This is a genomic window from Pseudogracilibacillus sp. ICA-222130 (assembly GCF_037892545.1).
Taxonomy (GTDB): Bacteria; Bacillota; Bacilli; order Bacillales; family Amphibacillaceae; genus Pseudogracilibacillus.
Genome location: NZ_JBBKBG010000008.1, coordinates 50,387 through 66,626, shown reverse-complemented (window position 1 = coordinate 66,626; position 16,240 = coordinate 50,387). Strand labels below are relative to the sequence as shown.

Annotated in this window: 15 protein-coding genes; 10 read left to right on the top strand and 5 right to left on the bottom strand. The window is 36.2% G+C overall.

What is annotated here, in order from left to right:
• Positions 1 to 3: 3 nt before the first annotated feature.
• Genes WKT09_RS05680 through WKT09_RS05670 form a run of 3 tightly spaced genes read left to right on the top strand, consistent with a single transcriptional unit; the run spans position 4 to position 2,536 of the window.
• Positions 4 to 1,017, top strand: a complete 1,014-nt coding sequence (locus tag WKT09_RS05680; RefSeq protein ID WP_340415097.1) for a methionine ABC transporter ATP-binding protein — start codon at positions 4 to 6, stop codon at positions 1,015 to 1,017.
• The gene (locus tag WKT09_RS05675) at positions 1,007 to 1,678 is read left to right on the top strand and encodes a methionine ABC transporter permease (RefSeq protein ID WP_340415115.1); all 672 of its coding nucleotides are present in this window, start codon (positions 1,007 to 1,009) and stop codon (positions 1,676 to 1,678) included. The genes WKT09_RS05680 and WKT09_RS05675 overlap by 11 nt, the downstream gene beginning before the upstream one ends.
• 18 nt (positions 1,679 to 1,696) lie before the next feature.
• Positions 1,697 to 2,536 (top strand): MetQ/NlpA family ABC transporter substrate-binding protein, encoded by an 840-nt coding sequence (locus tag WKT09_RS05670; RefSeq protein ID WP_340415096.1) that lies wholly within the window; start codon positions 1,697 to 1,699, stop codon positions 2,534 to 2,536.
• 128 nt (positions 2,537 to 2,664) lie between these two features.
• On the opposite strand, the gene WKT09_RS05665 is transcribed toward WKT09_RS05670, so the two are convergent.
• Positions 2,665 to 3,021 (bottom strand): DUF2294 domain-containing protein, encoded by a 357-nt coding sequence (locus WKT09_RS05665; protein WP_340415095.1) that lies wholly within the window; start codon positions 3,019 to 3,021, stop codon positions 2,665 to 2,667.
• A 258-nt stretch (positions 3,022 to 3,279) separates the two neighbouring features.
• On the opposite strand from WKT09_RS05665, the gene fdhF reads away from it, so the two are divergent.
• The 3 genes from fdhF to WKT09_RS05650 all read left to right on the top strand — a co-directional run bounded on the left by fdhF (position 3,280) and on the right by WKT09_RS05650 (position 7,450).
• Positions 3,280 to 6,219: a formate dehydrogenase subunit alpha gene (gene fdhF, locus WKT09_RS05660; protein WP_340415094.1), complete on the top strand. Its 2,940-nt coding sequence runs from the start codon at positions 3,280 to 3,282 to the stop codon at positions 6,217 to 6,219.
• 15 nt (positions 6,220 to 6,234) lie between these two features.
• Positions 6,235 to 6,714: a DUF1641 domain-containing protein gene (locus WKT09_RS05655; RefSeq protein WP_340415093.1), complete on the top strand. Its 480-nt coding sequence runs from the start codon at positions 6,235 to 6,237 to the stop codon at positions 6,712 to 6,714.
• Between the two features lie 256 nt (positions 6,715 to 6,970).
• Positions 6,971 to 7,450: a GAF domain-containing protein gene (locus WKT09_RS05650; RefSeq protein WP_340415092.1), complete on the top strand. Its 480-nt coding sequence runs from the start codon at positions 6,971 to 6,973 to the stop codon at positions 7,448 to 7,450.
• A gap of 137 nt (positions 7,451 to 7,587) precedes the next feature.
• Here the strand turns inward: WKT09_RS05650 and pdxK are convergent, their stop codons facing one another.
• Entirely contained in the window at positions 7,588 to 8,403 is an 816-nt protein-coding gene (gene pdxK / locus WKT09_RS05645) for a pyridoxine/pyridoxal/pyridoxamine kinase (RefSeq protein WP_340415091.1), read from the bottom strand.
• A 208-nt stretch (positions 8,404 to 8,611) separates the two neighbouring features.
• Here pdxK and WKT09_RS05640 point away from each other — a divergent pair, with 208 nt between their 5' ends.
• From WKT09_RS05640 to WKT09_RS05625, 4 genes are all read left to right on the top strand, one after another.
• On the top strand, positions 8,612 to 9,667 hold the full coding sequence (locus WKT09_RS05640; RefSeq protein ID WP_340415090.1) for a DsrE/DsrF/DrsH-like family protein: 1,056 nt from the start codon (positions 8,612 to 8,614) through the stop codon (positions 9,665 to 9,667).
• 20 nt (positions 9,668 to 9,687) lie between these two features.
• Positions 9,688 to 11,049 (top strand): MBL fold metallo-hydrolase, encoded by a 1,362-nt coding sequence (locus WKT09_RS05635; protein ID WP_340415089.1) that lies wholly within the window; start codon positions 9,688 to 9,690, stop codon positions 11,047 to 11,049.
• The gene (locus WKT09_RS05630; protein ID WP_340415088.1) at positions 11,049 to 11,825 is read left to right on the top strand and encodes a sulfite exporter TauE/SafE family protein; all 777 of its coding nucleotides are present in this window, start codon (positions 11,049 to 11,051) and stop codon (positions 11,823 to 11,825) included. Before WKT09_RS05635 ends, WKT09_RS05630 begins: the two co-directional genes overlap by 1 nt.
• Positions 11,826 to 11,968: 143 nt before the next feature.
• The gene (locus tag WKT09_RS05625; RefSeq protein ID WP_340415087.1) at positions 11,969 to 12,685 is read left to right on the top strand and encodes an FAD-dependent oxidoreductase; all 717 of its coding nucleotides are present in this window, start codon (positions 11,969 to 11,971) and stop codon (positions 12,683 to 12,685) included.
• A 56-nt stretch (positions 12,686 to 12,741) separates the two neighbouring features.
• Here WKT09_RS05625 and panF read toward each other — a convergent pair whose 3' ends face one another.
• From panF to WKT09_RS05610, 3 genes are all read right to left on the bottom strand, one after another.
• Positions 12,742 to 14,205, bottom strand: a complete 1,464-nt coding sequence (gene panF, locus WKT09_RS05620) for a sodium/pantothenate symporter (RefSeq protein ID WP_340415086.1) — start codon at positions 14,203 to 14,205, stop codon at positions 12,742 to 12,744.
• Positions 14,202 to 14,534 (bottom strand): YhdT family protein, encoded by a 333-nt coding sequence (locus WKT09_RS05615; RefSeq protein ID WP_445323988.1) that lies wholly within the window; start codon positions 14,532 to 14,534, stop codon positions 14,202 to 14,204. Before WKT09_RS05615 ends, panF begins: the two co-directional genes overlap by 4 nt.
• Before the next feature lie 129 nt (positions 14,535 to 14,663).
• Entirely contained in the window at positions 14,664 to 15,683 is a 1,020-nt protein-coding gene (locus tag WKT09_RS05610) for a YecA family protein (protein ID WP_340415084.1), read from the bottom strand.
• Between the last annotated feature and the right edge of the window lie 557 nt (positions 15,684 to 16,240).

Below are 16,240 nucleotides of genomic sequence, written 5' to 3'. Positions count from 1 at the left end.
GCCATGATTCAAATCGAAAATTTAACAAAAGTGTATCAAACGAAGGATAGAGATGTCATTGGTGTCGACAATGTATCTTTAACGATTAACGAAGGAGAAATCTTCGGTATTGTCGGATATTCTGGGGCAGGTAAAAGTTCCTTATTACGCTGTATTAATTTACTAGAACGACCTACAAAAGGACGAATATTAGTCGACGGGCTTGATTTAATGTCTTTGAATGCAAACAACCTACGTAAAGCACGTTTAAAAATCGGCATGATTTTCCAACATTTCCATCTCATAAGTCAAAAAACAGTTGCTGAAAATATCATATTTGCTTTACGAGCAGCATCCACACCAGCAAAAGAGATTGATCAACGTGTCGAAGAACTTTTAGATATGGTAGATTTAGCAGATAAAAAAGATGTCTTTCCGGCCCAACTAAGTGGTGGTCAAAAACAACGAGTTGGTATTGCTCGTGCACTAGCGAATGAACCATCTGTATTACTGTGCGATGAAGCTACTTCTGCTCTCGATCCGAATACAACCTCATCCATTTTAAAGTTATTAAAGAAAATTAATCGAGAATTAAATATTACGATTGTATTAATTACACATGAGATGAATGTGGTGAAAGAAATTTGTGACCGTATGGCTATTATGCAGGATGGAAAAGTTGTGGAATCAGGAAACGTATATGATATTTTCTCTGCACCGAAAAATGATTTAACGAAAACATTCATTAAAGATGTTGTGAATATCGATGTACCAGAAGAAATGTTACAAAAATGCACCGGACAAATTGTTAAAATTACGTTCCGTGGAGATATTGCTGGCGAAAGCGTCATTTCCGATATGATTCAAACATTTGATGTAAAAGGAAATTTCTTACACGGTTTAATTGAATATATTCAAGAACGTCCACTGGGAATGTTCGTCATGGAAATGAAAGGTGACAAAACTGAAATCGACAAAGCAATCGATTATATGTCATCACAACAAGTAGATGTGGAGGTGATTCGTGATGTTATTTGATGTGGACCGTATTGTGGAACTGTTACCCGAAATGACGCAAGCATTTGGGGAAACGATATATATGATAGGTATTGCGCTACTCGTTGCACTCATCATCGGATTGCCATTAGGGATTATTTTATTCGTCACGGATAAGGGACTATTTCTTGAAAATAAACCGATAAAATCTGTCCTCGGATTTGTTGTGAACGTCATTCGTTCCATCCCGTTCATTATTTTAATGGTAGCTATTACACCATTTACAAAATTAATCGTCGGTAACTCGATTGGACCTACTGCTGCAAGTGTTGCTTTATCGGTTGCAGCCATCCCATTTTTTGCACGAATTGTGGAAACATCCCTTCGTGAAATTGATAAGGGAGTGATCGAAGCAGCAATTGCGGTTGGTGCAACACCTTGGATGATTATTAAAGATGTATTACTTCCAGAAGCCAAATCTAGTATTATCCAAGGCATCACATTAACCGTGATTAGTTTAGTAGCTTATTCTGCAATGGCTGGTTTCGTTGGTGGTGGAGGAATCGGTGATTTAGCAATTCGATTTGGTTACTACCGATATGATAATACCATTATGATTTTAACGGTCGTAATTTTATTATTATTAGTACAAATTTTCCAATGGATTGGAGACAAAGCTGCAAAAGCAGTAGACAAAAGTTAATTATTAGGGGGAAATAAAATGAAAAAGTGGATTTTTACAATCGTTTTAGCAAGTATCGTCGCTATTTTAGCTGCATGTGGTGGCAATAACGACGGAAATGAGGCTTCCAATGTAGATGAAACAAAACAATTACATTTCGGTGCTACGGCTGGTCCTTATAGTGATATGTTAACGAAAGCAATTATTCCTGGCTTAGAAGAAAAGGGATATGAAGTGAAATTAACAGAGTTTAGTGATTATGTACAACCGAACAATGCGTTAAATGACGGATCCATTGATGCAAACCTATTCCAACATGTAATTTACTTAGAAAATTTCGCGGAAGAAAATGATATGGATTTAAAGGATTTAATCGTTGTACCTACTGCTCCATTAGGACTTTTCTCGAATAAATATGAATCAGTAGAAGACATTGAAGATGGTGCAACTGTTACGATTCCGAACGATCCAGTTAATGCTGCAAGAACATTAATTACATTTGAAGATCTAGGGTTAATTGAAATTGATGGAGATGTCGAACCTTTAAAAGCTTCTGAAAAAGATATTACAAAAAACGACAAAAATTTAGAGTTTTTACCAATTGAAGCTGGTCAATTACCACGTTCTGTCGATGATGCTGACATAGCTGCGGTTCCAGGAAACTTTGCGATAGCAGCAAATATGGATTTAATGGACGCGATTGCGTTAGAAGATATGCCAGACCAATTCAGAAATATTGTTGCAGTAAAAGCAGAAGATGCTAATAAACAGTTTGCCCTTGATATTATTGAGGTAATTGAATCAGATGAATTTGAAGCTGTTATCGACGAAGAATTCGTAGGTTTCGGTAAACCTGCATGGATGCTTGAAAAAGAATAAACATAGAAGAGATTCTGCTATTTCGCAGAATCTCTTTTTTATGTAAAAGTCTTCATCATTTGATATTGATACATTCGATATGTTTTTCTTACCTCAACCGTATAAGCAGAGTAGGTGAAGTACTTTCCCTACTCTTCCACCTTATCAATGGGACGATCAAAAATAAAAACAGATACCGCCATATCTTCCTCAATTTTCATATCTGTAAATAAATGTACGAGTTTCGCCCCGACTAATTCTTCCATATGTTCCGGGTAATTTGTTTCATACATTTCTTGAATCATTTTTGTTCTAGCCGTGTGGACAATATCCTTCCCTTCTGAAGTCGAACTAATAAATTTTTCTGTTGGTGTTAAATTACCATATAATCGAGTAATTGCCATATCATTTACAAAAGTAGTTTGAATTTTTTCCGGACCCTTTCCGAAACAATCTTTTCGTAATTTCCGAATAATATCATTGAATGCATGTATTTTCTTCATCATGTATGCCCCCTTTTTATCCATCATATCATATAAAAATTAGGATATTGAATCTTCTGAACTAGCATGGTAAAATATGAGAAAGATGGTTGTTTAACTATAGAAATGGTTAGAAACTATGATTCATATTAACGGTAAATAGGAATGGTATTTTAGCAAGACCTGCTCTAAAACTACTCCACTACACCTTTATCCATTTGAATGCTTTCGAGGAAGGATAATTTTGTAGTGGATTTTTTTATTTCAAAAGGAGGCTATATTATGTCAGAAACTGTTTTTTCGGTAAAAATAAACGATCAAACTTATGAGGTAACTGATGAAAAAACAATTATTCAACTATTAAACAAAGAAAAAATTGCTCATCCACAAGTTTGTTATAATCCTTTAGTAGATCCTGTCCAAACTTGTGATACATGTATCGTCGAAGTGGATGGAGAACTTGTACGCGCATGTTCTACTCCATTAACGAAAAATATGAACATACAATTACAATCAAACAGTGCTAAAATTGCACAAACAGAAGCGATGGATCGTATTTTAGAAAATCACTCCTTATATTGTACGGTGTGTGATAATAATAATGGGGATTGTACATTACATAATACGGTAAAACAAATGGGAATAGAACATCAAAAATATCCTTATTCGCCAAAAGTTGATGAAAGCGAAGTAGACATGTCACACCCTTTCTACCGATATGATCCAAATCAATGTATCACTTGTGGACGTTGTGTAGAAGTATGTCAAAGTTTACAAGTAAATGAAACACTATCTATTGATTGGGAAGCAGATCGTCCCCGTGTCATATGGGATGAAGGTGTTTCCATCAACGAATCCTCTTGTGTTAGCTGTGGACAATGTGTGTCTGTCTGTCCTTGTAATGCTCTAATGGAAAAATCGATGCTCGGTAATGCTGGTTTTATGACAGGTTTAAAACCAGATATACTAAATCCGATGATTGACCTCGTGAAAGATGTAGAACCGGGATATAGTGGCATTATGGCCGTATCAGATGCAGAAGCGAAAATGCGGGAAACACGCACGAAGAAAACGAAAACAGTATGTACGTTTTGTGGAGTTGGATGTACATTTGAAGTATGGACAAAAGGAAGAGAAATTTTAAAAGTACAGCCGAGTGAAGGACCAGTAAATGCGGTATCTACATGTGTAAAAGGAAAATTCGGATGGGATTTTGTGAACTCGGAAGAAAGAATTACTACCCCACTCATTCGAAAAAACGGTGCCTTTGAAGAAGCGAGCTGGGAGGAAGCATTATCTCTCGTTGCCAAAAAGCTTCGTGAAGTGAAAGAGGAACATGGAAAAGACGGTGTTGGTTTTATTTCCTCTTCCAAAGTGACAAACGAAGAAAACTATCTCATGCAAAAACTTGCCCGCCAGTTATTTGAAACGAATAATGTCGATAATTGCTCCCGTTATTGTCAATCCCCTGCAACAGATGGATTAATGCGAACTGTTGGGATGGGTGGCGATGCCGGAACGATTAAAGACATAGCAAAAGCAGGTCTTGTCATCATAATTGGTGCGAATCCTGCAGAAGCACACCCTGTTTTAGCGACACGTGTAAAACGTGCGAATAAATTACACGGTCAAAAATTAATCGTATCAGATTTAAGAAAAAATGAAATGGCCGAACGTTCAGATGTCTTTATTCGACCAAAACAAGGAACAGACCAAGTATGGCTCATGGCGATAACCAATTATATGATACAACAAGGATGGCATGACAACGAATTTATTCAAGAAAACGTACATTATTTTGATGAATTAAAAGAATTACTAGAAACATATACATTACAATATGCTGAAGAGCAAACAGGCATTCCCGAAGCCACATTAATTGAAATGGCAGAAATGATCCGTGATGCGGATGGTACATGCATTTTATGGGGAATGGGTGTTACACAAAACACTGGTGGTTCTGATACATCTGCGGCAATTTCAAATCTATTGCTTGCAACAGGAAATTACCGACGTGAAGGTGCCGGTTCTTACCCACTACGAGGACATAATAATGTACAAGGAGCATGTGATATGGGGACTCTCCCAGCATGGCTACCAGGGTATCAACATGTAACAGAAGATCATGCACGTGAAAAATTCGAGCAAGCGTACGGTGTAAAAATTGACGACAAACCTGGATTAGACAACATTCAAATGCTTCGTTCCATCAATGAAGGAAAAATGCGTGCGATGTATTTAATGGGAGAAGATATGGCATTAGTAGACGCCGATGCAAACCACGTCGATAAAACATTATCAAAACTAGATTTCTTTGTTGTCCAAGATGTCTTTTTCTCTCGCACAGCACAATATGCAGACGTGATCTTACCTGCTGCTCCATCATTAGAAAAAGATGGAACCTTTACCAATACAGAACGTCGAGTGCAAAGACTTTATCAAGTAATGCCTACTTTAGGTGATGCAAAACCAGATTGGTGGATTTTACAAGAAGTTGCCAATCGTTTAGGGGCAAATTGGAACTATGCACATCCGAGTGATATTTTCGATGAGATGGCATCACTTTCACCTATTTTCTCCCAAGCAAACTACGAAGTTTTAGAAGGTTGGGGAAGCTTTTTATGGGGAAGCCTTGACGGAAAACACACTCCGTTATTATATAAAGACGGCTTTAATTTTCCAGATAAAAAAGCACGTTTTGCATTATCGGACTGGGTAGAACCACATGATTTTGAAGAAGAATTCGACTTGCATATAAATAATGGCCGGATGTTAGAACATTTTCATGAAGGAAACTTAACGAATAAATCGGATGGAATTCAAGAAAAAGTACCTGAAATTTTTGTGGAAGTGTCGCCACAACTAGCGAAGGAACGAGAATTTTCATCTGGTGCCATCGTCCGTCTTACATCACCATTTGGAACTGTACGATTACCCGCACTCGTAACAGATCGCGTACAAAAGAACGAATTGTTTTTACCGATGAACTCTGTAAGCAAGGAGTCTGCCATTAACTTTTTAACAGGACCAATTTATGATGGCCGAACAAACACACCTGCTTATAAACAAACGAAAGTAAAAATGGAAGTATTGTCGAAAGATGGAGCATCTCCACTTCCTAACACGAATCATCGAAATAAAAAACGGAACCCACAAAATGGGGTTGAAGTAGAACGTAAATGGAATCGTCCGGGTTATGTTCATTTAACGACAAAAAATTAAGGAGGGGATTTTTCCATGGCAGAACCGATTCGCGAAATTCATCGACCTACAATCACGAAAGAACAACAAATCGATGCAAAATTAGACCATTTAAAAGAAAAGTTTGCAAATAATGAAGAAAGTTTAGATCAATTATTAGATATTGTTGGTGAATTAGGAACAATTGGTGCATTAGAAGCTTTAAAAGCAATGCTGTTAGCAAAAGAAGATATCGCTAAAATTGGCCTCGAACAAGTGACAAAAGAACCTGTTACAAACCTTTTAAATACGATTATTGGAGCGACAGGTGCAATGATGGAAGCTGACCCAGATCAAACAAAAAATGTCGTTCATGGGGTTGTTTCCGGACTAAAAGAAGGACACGAATTCGTAGACACCGAACAAAAGATAAAACTGTTTGATTTAATGCGATCCCTAAGTGATCCTGATATTAATCGTGCAGTAGGATTTGGGCTTCATTTTTTAAAAGGAATGGGAAAAGAATTAAAAGAATAATCGTAATTCCTATCATTTCATGGTATAATAATCGAGCGATGAGCTGCTTTGTGTAAGTCGAAGAATGTTTGATATGTGAATGTGAACACATGATTCTTCGCCACAAATGAGAGAAACTCCATAAGATGAGTTTCAAAGATAAACGCCTGTATGGAGTATACAGGCGTTTTTTTACATGTAGTTACAAACGTATCAATGTATTGTTTTGTTCCGTTTTGATATGATGAAGAAAATAAGATGGATAGGAGTATGATATATGTTTGCACAAACTTTATATACAGGCACGCGTGAAGAAAATTATGAAACCGTTATTCAACAATTAGAGGCTCTCATTACAGGAGAACAAGATATGATTGCGAACTTATCGAATGCTTCTGCATTATTAAATCAATTTTTAGATGACATTAATTGGGTTGGGTTTTATTTATGGAAAGAAAATGAATTAGTTTTAGGACCTTTTCAAGGACTACCAGCATGTATCCGTATTCCATCTGGACGCGGTGTTTGTGGTACAGCCGTTGAACAAAAAACGACGATGCTCATTGAAAATGTTCATGAATTCCCTGGTCATATTGCATGTGATCCACAAAGTAAATCAGAAATTGTTATTCCAATGATTAAAAATGAGGAAGTCATTGGGGTGCTTGATATAGACAGCCCAAATTATAATCGATTCGATAAAATCGATGAAACATATTTAGAAAAATTTGTCGGTACATTGATGAAACAAATATAAAATTTTCCACGATAGGAGGAATACGTTCTATCGCGGTTATGATTATTGCGCTCGATCTAATTCTTTTTTGGATCCAATACCGTTAATAAAAAATGACAGAGAAACGAATTATATCGCTTTTCTGTCATTTTTATGCTTTACTTTACTACTGCAAATTCATTTATTGCACCATGACGAACAGGTCCAACATATTCATTCAGTTTCCAACCGTGTTTAATTGCTGCTGTTACGAATTGTTTCGCTTGTTCAACTGATTCTTTCACAGTTTTACCTTTTGCAAGATTTGCTGTAATTGCTGCTGCAAAAGTACAACCAGCTCCGTGATTGAACGTCGTATCAAGTTTGTCTGATGTTAATAATACAAATTCTTTCCCATCATAAAATAGGTCGACTGCCTGTTCATCTTCTACACCAACGCCACCTTTAATAACGACATTTTGTGTACCTAATGCAATAATTTTTTCTGCCGCATTTTTCATTTCATCAATCGTACGAATCGGTCCCGTTTCGGCGAGTTGTCCAGCTTCAAATAAATTAGGTGTAACGATCGTTGCACGTGGTAATAATAATTCACGCATTGCAACTGTATTTTCAGGTTGTAACACTTCGTCTTCCCCTTTACATACCATCACGGGGTCAATGACGACATGACCAATTTCATATTCATCTATTTTCTTTGCGCCTACCTCAATTATTTCTACAGAACCGAGCATACCTGTTTTCATTGCATCGATTCCAACAGATAAAATCGTATGTAATTGTTGCTCCACCACATGTACATCAATTGGTGTGACGCCATGTGCCCAATTATTATTTGGATCCATCGTTACGATAGATGTTAAAGCAGTCATCCCATATACATGATGCTCCTGGAATGTTTTTAGGTCTGCTTGAATTCCTGCCCCACCACTAGAATCTGATCCAGCTAGTGTTAACGTCTTTTGCATTGTCATGATTGTTATTTCCTCCTAAATAGCCAATAAAGTATCGCCTATAAATTGTATATATTTTTATTATAAAGTATATTTCGATATTTACCATAGGATAACTACGATTTATAAAAAATTATCTCAAATTCCATTATACCCCCTTATGTATTTGACAAACCTTTCTCGCTAGGTTATTATACCCCTATAGGTACAAAACGAAAGGGAGAATTCAATGAATAAGACGACAAATGATATGCACATCAATGACATTGACCCGTTGATGGAAAAAAATATCTATCTTTTAGATGTAAGGGAGGATTTCGAATATGAATTAAAACATCTTGCAAACAGTACATTCATTCCGGTCCATGATATTCCTGATAGATTAGAAGATATTCCTAGGAATAGAACGATTTATGTGTATTGCAGAAGTGGGAATCGGAGTAAACAAGCTGCCGATTTTTTAACTAGCTGTGGATATGATGCAATCAATTTAACTGGCGGGATAGAAGCTTATACAGGGAAATACGTACAAAATGAAGTGCCAACACAAATTGATCCAAACCGAATAAAAATTGAAGCAAGTGGCCTACAATGCCCTGGCCCATTATTAAAAGTAAATGAAGTCATGAATACTTTATCTGTAGGCGAACAGATGGAAATAACGGTAACAGATTTTGGATTCTGTGCTGATATTGAAGCTTGGGCTAAGAAAACGGGCCATACCGTGCTAAAAAACGAACAACAAACAGATAAAGTCGTCGTCATTTTGCAAAAAAACCTGCAACAATCAAACTCACAACCACTTGTTGAAACGAAAGACGGTGCCACTATGGTCGTTTTCAGTGGTGATTTAGATAAGGCACTCGCTTCTTTTATTATTGCTACAGGTGCAAAATCGATGGGGAAAGAAGTTACGATGTTCTTTACATTTTGGGGATTAAATATTATTAAAAACCCACATGCACCAAAGATTAAGAAGTCTGGTTTAGATAAAATGTTTAGCAACATGATGCCGAACTCAGCAGAAAAATTGCCGATTTCTAAAATGAATATGTTCGGACTTGGATCAAAAATGATTCAAAAAGTAATGAAAAACAAAAAAGTAGATGCGTTAACAGAAATGATTCATAAAGCAGAAGAGCTTGGTGTCAAAATGGTCGCATGTACGATGAGTATGGACGTAATGGCTATCGATCGACGTGAACTCTTGCCATCTGTAGAAATTGGTGGTGTCGGTTCTTATTTAGGGGATACAGAACATAGTAATTTAAATTTATTTATATAAAAATGAAAGGAGTAGATACAATGTTTTTCCAACAATTTTACGATCAAAAATTAGCACAAACATCTTATATGGTAGGTTGCCAAAAAACAAATGAAGCAATTATTATTGATCCGAAGCGAGTACTAGATGAATATGAAGCAGTAGCAAAGCGGGAAGGTTTTACCATCACACATGCAACAGAAACGCATATTCATGCAGACTTTGCTTCTGGTTTACGCGATGCCGCACGCCGATTTGGGGCAACATTATTCGTCTCAGATGAAGGAGATGAAAACTGGAAATATAAAAATATGCCTTCTGACACAGTATTCTTAAAAGATGGTGACTCCATTCATATTGGGCATGTCGAGCTAAAAGTAATGCATACAGCCGGACATACCCCGGAAAGTATATCCTTTATTCTAACGGATCATGGTGGCGGTAGTTCCGAACCGATGGGGATGTTTACTGGGGATTTTATTTTCGTTGGGGATATTGGCCGACCTGATTTATTAGAGGAAGCAGCGAAAATGGAAGGTACGACAGAAGAAGGTGCAAACGCCATGTTTGAATCCATTCAAAAACTACATGATTTTCCAGACTTTTTACAAATTTGGCCGGGACATGGCGCTGGTAGTGCATGTGGGAAATCGCTCGGTGCTGTGCCATTATCCACATTAGGATATGAACGTCATAATAACTGGGCATTCCAAATAAAAGATCGCAAAGCATTCATAGAAGAATTAACGAGTGACCAACCTGAGCCACCATTATATTTTGCACAAATGAAACAAGTAAATAAAATTGGACTCCCATTATTTGAAGTGAAAGAGCTCGATATCGGTATACCTGAAAAAATTACTGGACAAATTTTAGACTTACGAACGAAAGAAGATTTTGCTAAAGGATTCAAAAACGGGTCGATTAATATTCCGTACAATGATAAATTTGTTCAATATGCTGGTTGGTTCGTTCAATATGATGTACCGATGACTGTCATTGCAGACCCTGCCGATGCAATAGAAATTCAAAAAGATCTAGCATCGATTGGGTTCGATCAGTTAGAACGTATTATTCCGATTGAACAAGCGGATGTAATTTTCGATGATGCATATGAACATATTACACCAGAGCAGTTTAAAGAAATATACAAAGAAATAAATATGCTCGATGTTCGAACAACAGCAGAACATAAAGTAGCCAACGTACAAGAAGCAACCCATATTCATTATGGTCACCTATTAAATAGTACGATTCCATTTGCAAAGGAAACACCACTTTACGTTTACTGTCAATCAGGTATTCGCTCAACCATTGCAATTAGTGCACTAAAAAAGTTAGGTTATAAAACTGTTATCAACGTACTTTCCGGATATAACGGCATTAGTGCAGTCATGAAATAATGACTTTTTCTTTTATCGTCGTTATCTTTCTTATCGGATTCATCGGTTCCTTCATCTCCGGAATGATTGGGATCGGTGGCTCGATTATTAAATATCCGATGTTATTATATATTCCAGCCTATTTGGGGTTTACGACATTTACCGCTCATGAAGTGGCAGGGATAAGCGCAATTCAAGTATTTTTCGCCACGCTTGCAGGTGTGTTCGCATATAAAAATAGTGGCTATTTACACAAAAAACTTATTCTCTATATGGGAAGTGGTATTTTATTAGGTAGTTTACTCGGTGGCTACGGGTCAAAATTTTTAACAGAACTTCAAATAAATATTATTTATGCTATATTAGCAACCGTTGCTGTAGTCATGATGTTTATGCCTAAAAAAGATGTACCTTTTGTACGTGGGAGTACATTAAAATTCAATGGACCCCTAGCCACCCTTTTAGCCTTTATCACTGGTACGGCAGCAGGGATCGTCGGTGCTGCAGGTGCATTTATTCTAGTTCCAATCATGCTCGTCATCTTAAAAATTCCGACACGTGTAACGATTGCAACAAGTTTAGCTATTACCTTTATTTCGTCTATCGGTGCTACATTTGGAAAAATTATTACTGGACAAATTTTATATGGACCAGCTCTCATTATGATTATCGCTAGTCTCCTCGCTGCCCCACTCGGTGCAAAAGTTGGACAAAAGACGAACACAAAAATATTAGAATGGATGCTGGCTATCCTTATCCTAGCAACCGCAACAAAAATCTGGTTAGAAATCTTGTAAAATACATGAAATGAATACAGAAACAATTATATATTTTCCTCCCTTTATTCTCCTTTTACAAACCTTTCAATTGATAATGATTATCAATTATTGTATAGTGAGTAATAGAGAGTTGGATAATTAAAATATTGGAGGAATGTTCCATGCAAATACATTGGACAAAAATTCATAAAATCATTGATGAGACACCTGAAGTTAAAACATTTTATTTACAATTACCAGAAGGATTTACATGGGAAGAAGGTTCCTTTACACATATGGGGTTAAAAGGCTTTAATGAAGGAGATAAACCAAATCGAGGACTTGTGCGACATATGTCGATAAGTACTTTACCTGATGAAAACTCCATCGGCATTACGACACGAATAAAAGAACAATGTTCAGAATATAAAGCATTTTTAAAAGAACATAAAATCGGTGATGAAGTTGCTCTTTTTAAAACTCATTGCAACGTACCATTAAGACGTGAAAATAAAAATATTTATTTCCTTTCATCTGGTGTAGGTCTTGCAACATTTAGACCACTCGTCTTACATTATTTTGACCAACAAGATGGTATTACACATATTCATTCATTGAATATTGATTCAACGAAAGATTATTTATTCCCATCTATATTCAAAACGAATAAGGAAAAAAACTTTACTGCCACTTTCGTTGATAACCGCCCAACATACTATGAAGAAGTGAAACAATTAGCTGAAGATAAAGATGGTATATTTTATGTAGTTGGTAGTGATGAATTTTTAAGACAAAATATAAACGTACTCATGGAACAAGGAATTAAACCAGATCAAATTATGCTCGACAAACGTGAATCAATTCGAGAAGAATTTTTACCTGCAAATAAAACTTTATAAACTATAAAAACCTCCATCCGGGTAAAAGCTGATGTTTACTCGTATGGAGGTTTCTTTTAATTTGGATTTGTTGTAGACGGAAACTCATATGCTTCTGTTTTAAATAATAAACTAACAACAATAAATACGACAAATGATAATGCTACTGGAATCGTTACAGCATGTACACCTAGTAAATCACCATACATACTATTATATTGATAAATCACAATATATGAGATAATCCCAACGAGCATCGAAGCGATTGCGCCATGTTTGTTCGCATATTTCCAATATAGCCCGAATACAATCGGCCAAATAAATGCCGCTTCTAACCCACCAAATGCAAATAAATTTAAAAAGATGAGTAAATCTGGTGGACTAATTGCTAAAATAAAGGCAACTACTCCTATTATTGCTGTCACCGCAACACTCACTCTTTTAATTTCCTTTTCAGATGCTTTCGGTTTGATGTAGTTTAAATATACATCTTTTACGACAGAGGAACTCACTAAAATAAGCAATGAATCTACTGTCGACATAATAGCGGCCATCGGTGCTGCCAATAATACCCCAGCTAACCATGGTGGGAGTACTTCTAATGCAACGAGTGGAATCACTTGGTCTGCTACGTCAATTCCAGGTAATACTGGACGAGCAAATACTCCAATTAAATGCATCCCTAACATAATAATTCCAACAACAATGGTACCGATTAAAATGGCACGGTGCATCGCTTTCGAATCACGATACGCCATCGCACGAACAGCGATTTGTGGTAATCCAATTACCCCCACCCCTACTAAAATCCAATAAGAAGATACATAAGCAGAAGTTAAATTTCCATCTTCTCCAAATGGGGTAATTAAATTTGGATTGATTGCTACTAAATCAGCGAATAAATTCGATAAGCCACCACCAGCAATAATAACCGCTATAAGGAGCATAATAGTTCCACCGACCATGACGATCCCTTGTACTGCATCCGTTATAACGACTGCCCGAAATCCCCCGACAACGACATATACTAATACCGAAACCGTAAAGATAAACAATGCTGAAATGTAGCTTAAATTCGTTAACGACTGAATTAAATAAGCTCCACCGACCCATTGTGCCGCCATTGCTGAGAATAAAAATACGATAATACTAATCGCTGAAATGATTACAATGACAGAACTTTTATATCGTTCTTTTAAAAAATCAATCAATGTGACAGCATGAAATCTTCGGGCAACGATTGCGAATTTTTTCCCTAACACTAAAAGCACAAAATAACCTGTTGCCACTTGTGTCATCGCAAGTAATACCCAACCAAAACCTTTCGTATATGCGGCTCCTGGCCCACCTAAAAAGCTAGACGCACTACCATATGTAGCCACCATCGTCATCGCAAGCATTAAACCTCCGAATTCTCTACTTCCTAAAAAATAATCACTTACAAATGATTCTGCTTTTCCAAGTTTGCGGTTGGACCAAATACCGATTAAAAATATAATGACTAAAAATAAAAACAACGGTGTGATAACGACCCAATTCATTTATGGTCCACCTCATTTTCTGCATCATCTAATGGAATGTCTGTTAATACAAACTTTACGACAATCCATACGAGGACAATCATTAAAAGTGTGCCTAAAATAAGACTGAAAAAAATCCATGCCGGAAACCCTAATATATACGTATATTGTTCAGGTGGTTTTGATCCTAACCCATATGCAAAGCCATACCACCAAGCAAAATTTATAATTGCTAATATGCAACCAATGATTGCCTCCCGATGGGCAATTTTAAAACGTGGGTCTTGTTTTTTGCCTTTTTCCACAAGAGTAACCCCTTTCACTTTTTCAATATCAGTTAACTGAATCATGAATCATTTTTTGGTATATGTGTCATTATACAAAATCTTCACGAAAGAAACTATCATAATTTTACATTTCAACATAAAAACTACCCTTTCTATCATTTTAGAAAGGGTAGTAATAAACTTCCTAATTCTTTAAACTTTCTCTTCACTCGATACTTCCATTTCGGCTACAAATTTATGAAAGTGTCCGGAAATCGTCGTACTAGAAACTCCATACGTTTCCGCTAGCCCTTTTTGTGTGACACGATCATCTTTGGCAAAACCTTGATGCAGTAAATAATCTAATGCGGCTATGTACCCTGCTTCTTTTCGAATAATCGGACGATGTTTGGAGCTATAATAATGCCAGAATGAAACGACCTTTTCAATCATTTCTTTGTCCGTCCCTTTCTCCTCCATATTCGATACGAATTCACTTGCAACCGTTTCGTAAATTGGCTCTTCCCAGACGACCTTTTCTATAGGCGGTTGAATAAACGATGCGATTAAACGAATATAATGCTCGTTCATTTGTGCTACAGTTACGTTTTCATCGTTCTTTTGTTCATCTATCCAATCTTTCATCTCTGCTGGAAGTCCAATAGATGCATATAGAAAATGATCTGCTTCTACAGCTTGAAGCAATGTTCCAACGATAAAGTTTCCGATGTTTTCCTCTGTAATCGCCTTAATTTGAATCGTATGCTTTTTTTCTGTTAAGACGTTTTGAATGCTAATATAATTTTTTTCTTTATTTTCTATACTCACTATTTCATAAAAAGATGAACTAGCATCTTTCCAATTATGCAATGCTTTTTTAATCGTATCATGCTCGATTGTATCCATTTTCTCATGTACAAATTGCTCATAAATTGTTTGACCGTCTATCATTCGTTCATGAATTAAAATCCACGGCAAACTTAAAGCAATAAAATGATCTTTATCTTCTGTTTTTTCACCGATGCCATACATATTTCCATATTTAGTTAATGCTTCATTAATTTTATCTTTATATGACTTTAAACCATACTCGATCATTTCTGTAGATAGATCGATTAGTTGTTCATCTAACTGTTCAGGACTAAATGGAATAACATTCTTCTTCAAACAGCATTTTTTATATTTTAATCCACTTCCACAAGGACATGGCTCATTACGTCCTATCTTTCTCACTACAATCACCTCATACTACTAATATACCCTCGTCTATTATGATAGATTTCTTTTATTATCTCAACATTTGTCTGTAAAATAATCTATAATTATCAATAATACCAGTATTCGTGATGTAGGGACAGTCTCAAGTCTTAAAATACAATATTGCGATTGGGGAAATTTAATTGAAAAGTTGGAGTAAAGCAATCACTACACTACGCATTATTGCTTCACTTAATGCCTATTCCTTATTTGGTTTTGGACCAAATATTTTGCGAACAAATGAAATTTAAATTAGATGAATTAATTGATCCTTCGATTGTTACAACTGTATCTGCTAAGAATCCAAAACGAATAGATTCGATGGAAGTACGTATGCACTGGTATACGAATGAATTTGGCGAACAAGTAAGATACACATTTTCCAATTACATGTTATATATGATACTAACCAATTGAGAAAACATTGGGTTATCTGTAAAAGAAATGTATGAGCAATGGCTCCAAAAAGAGGTTCAAATCATGAACATCGTGAAGCACTTTCATCTATATTACGTATAGAGGATAGCGTTTCC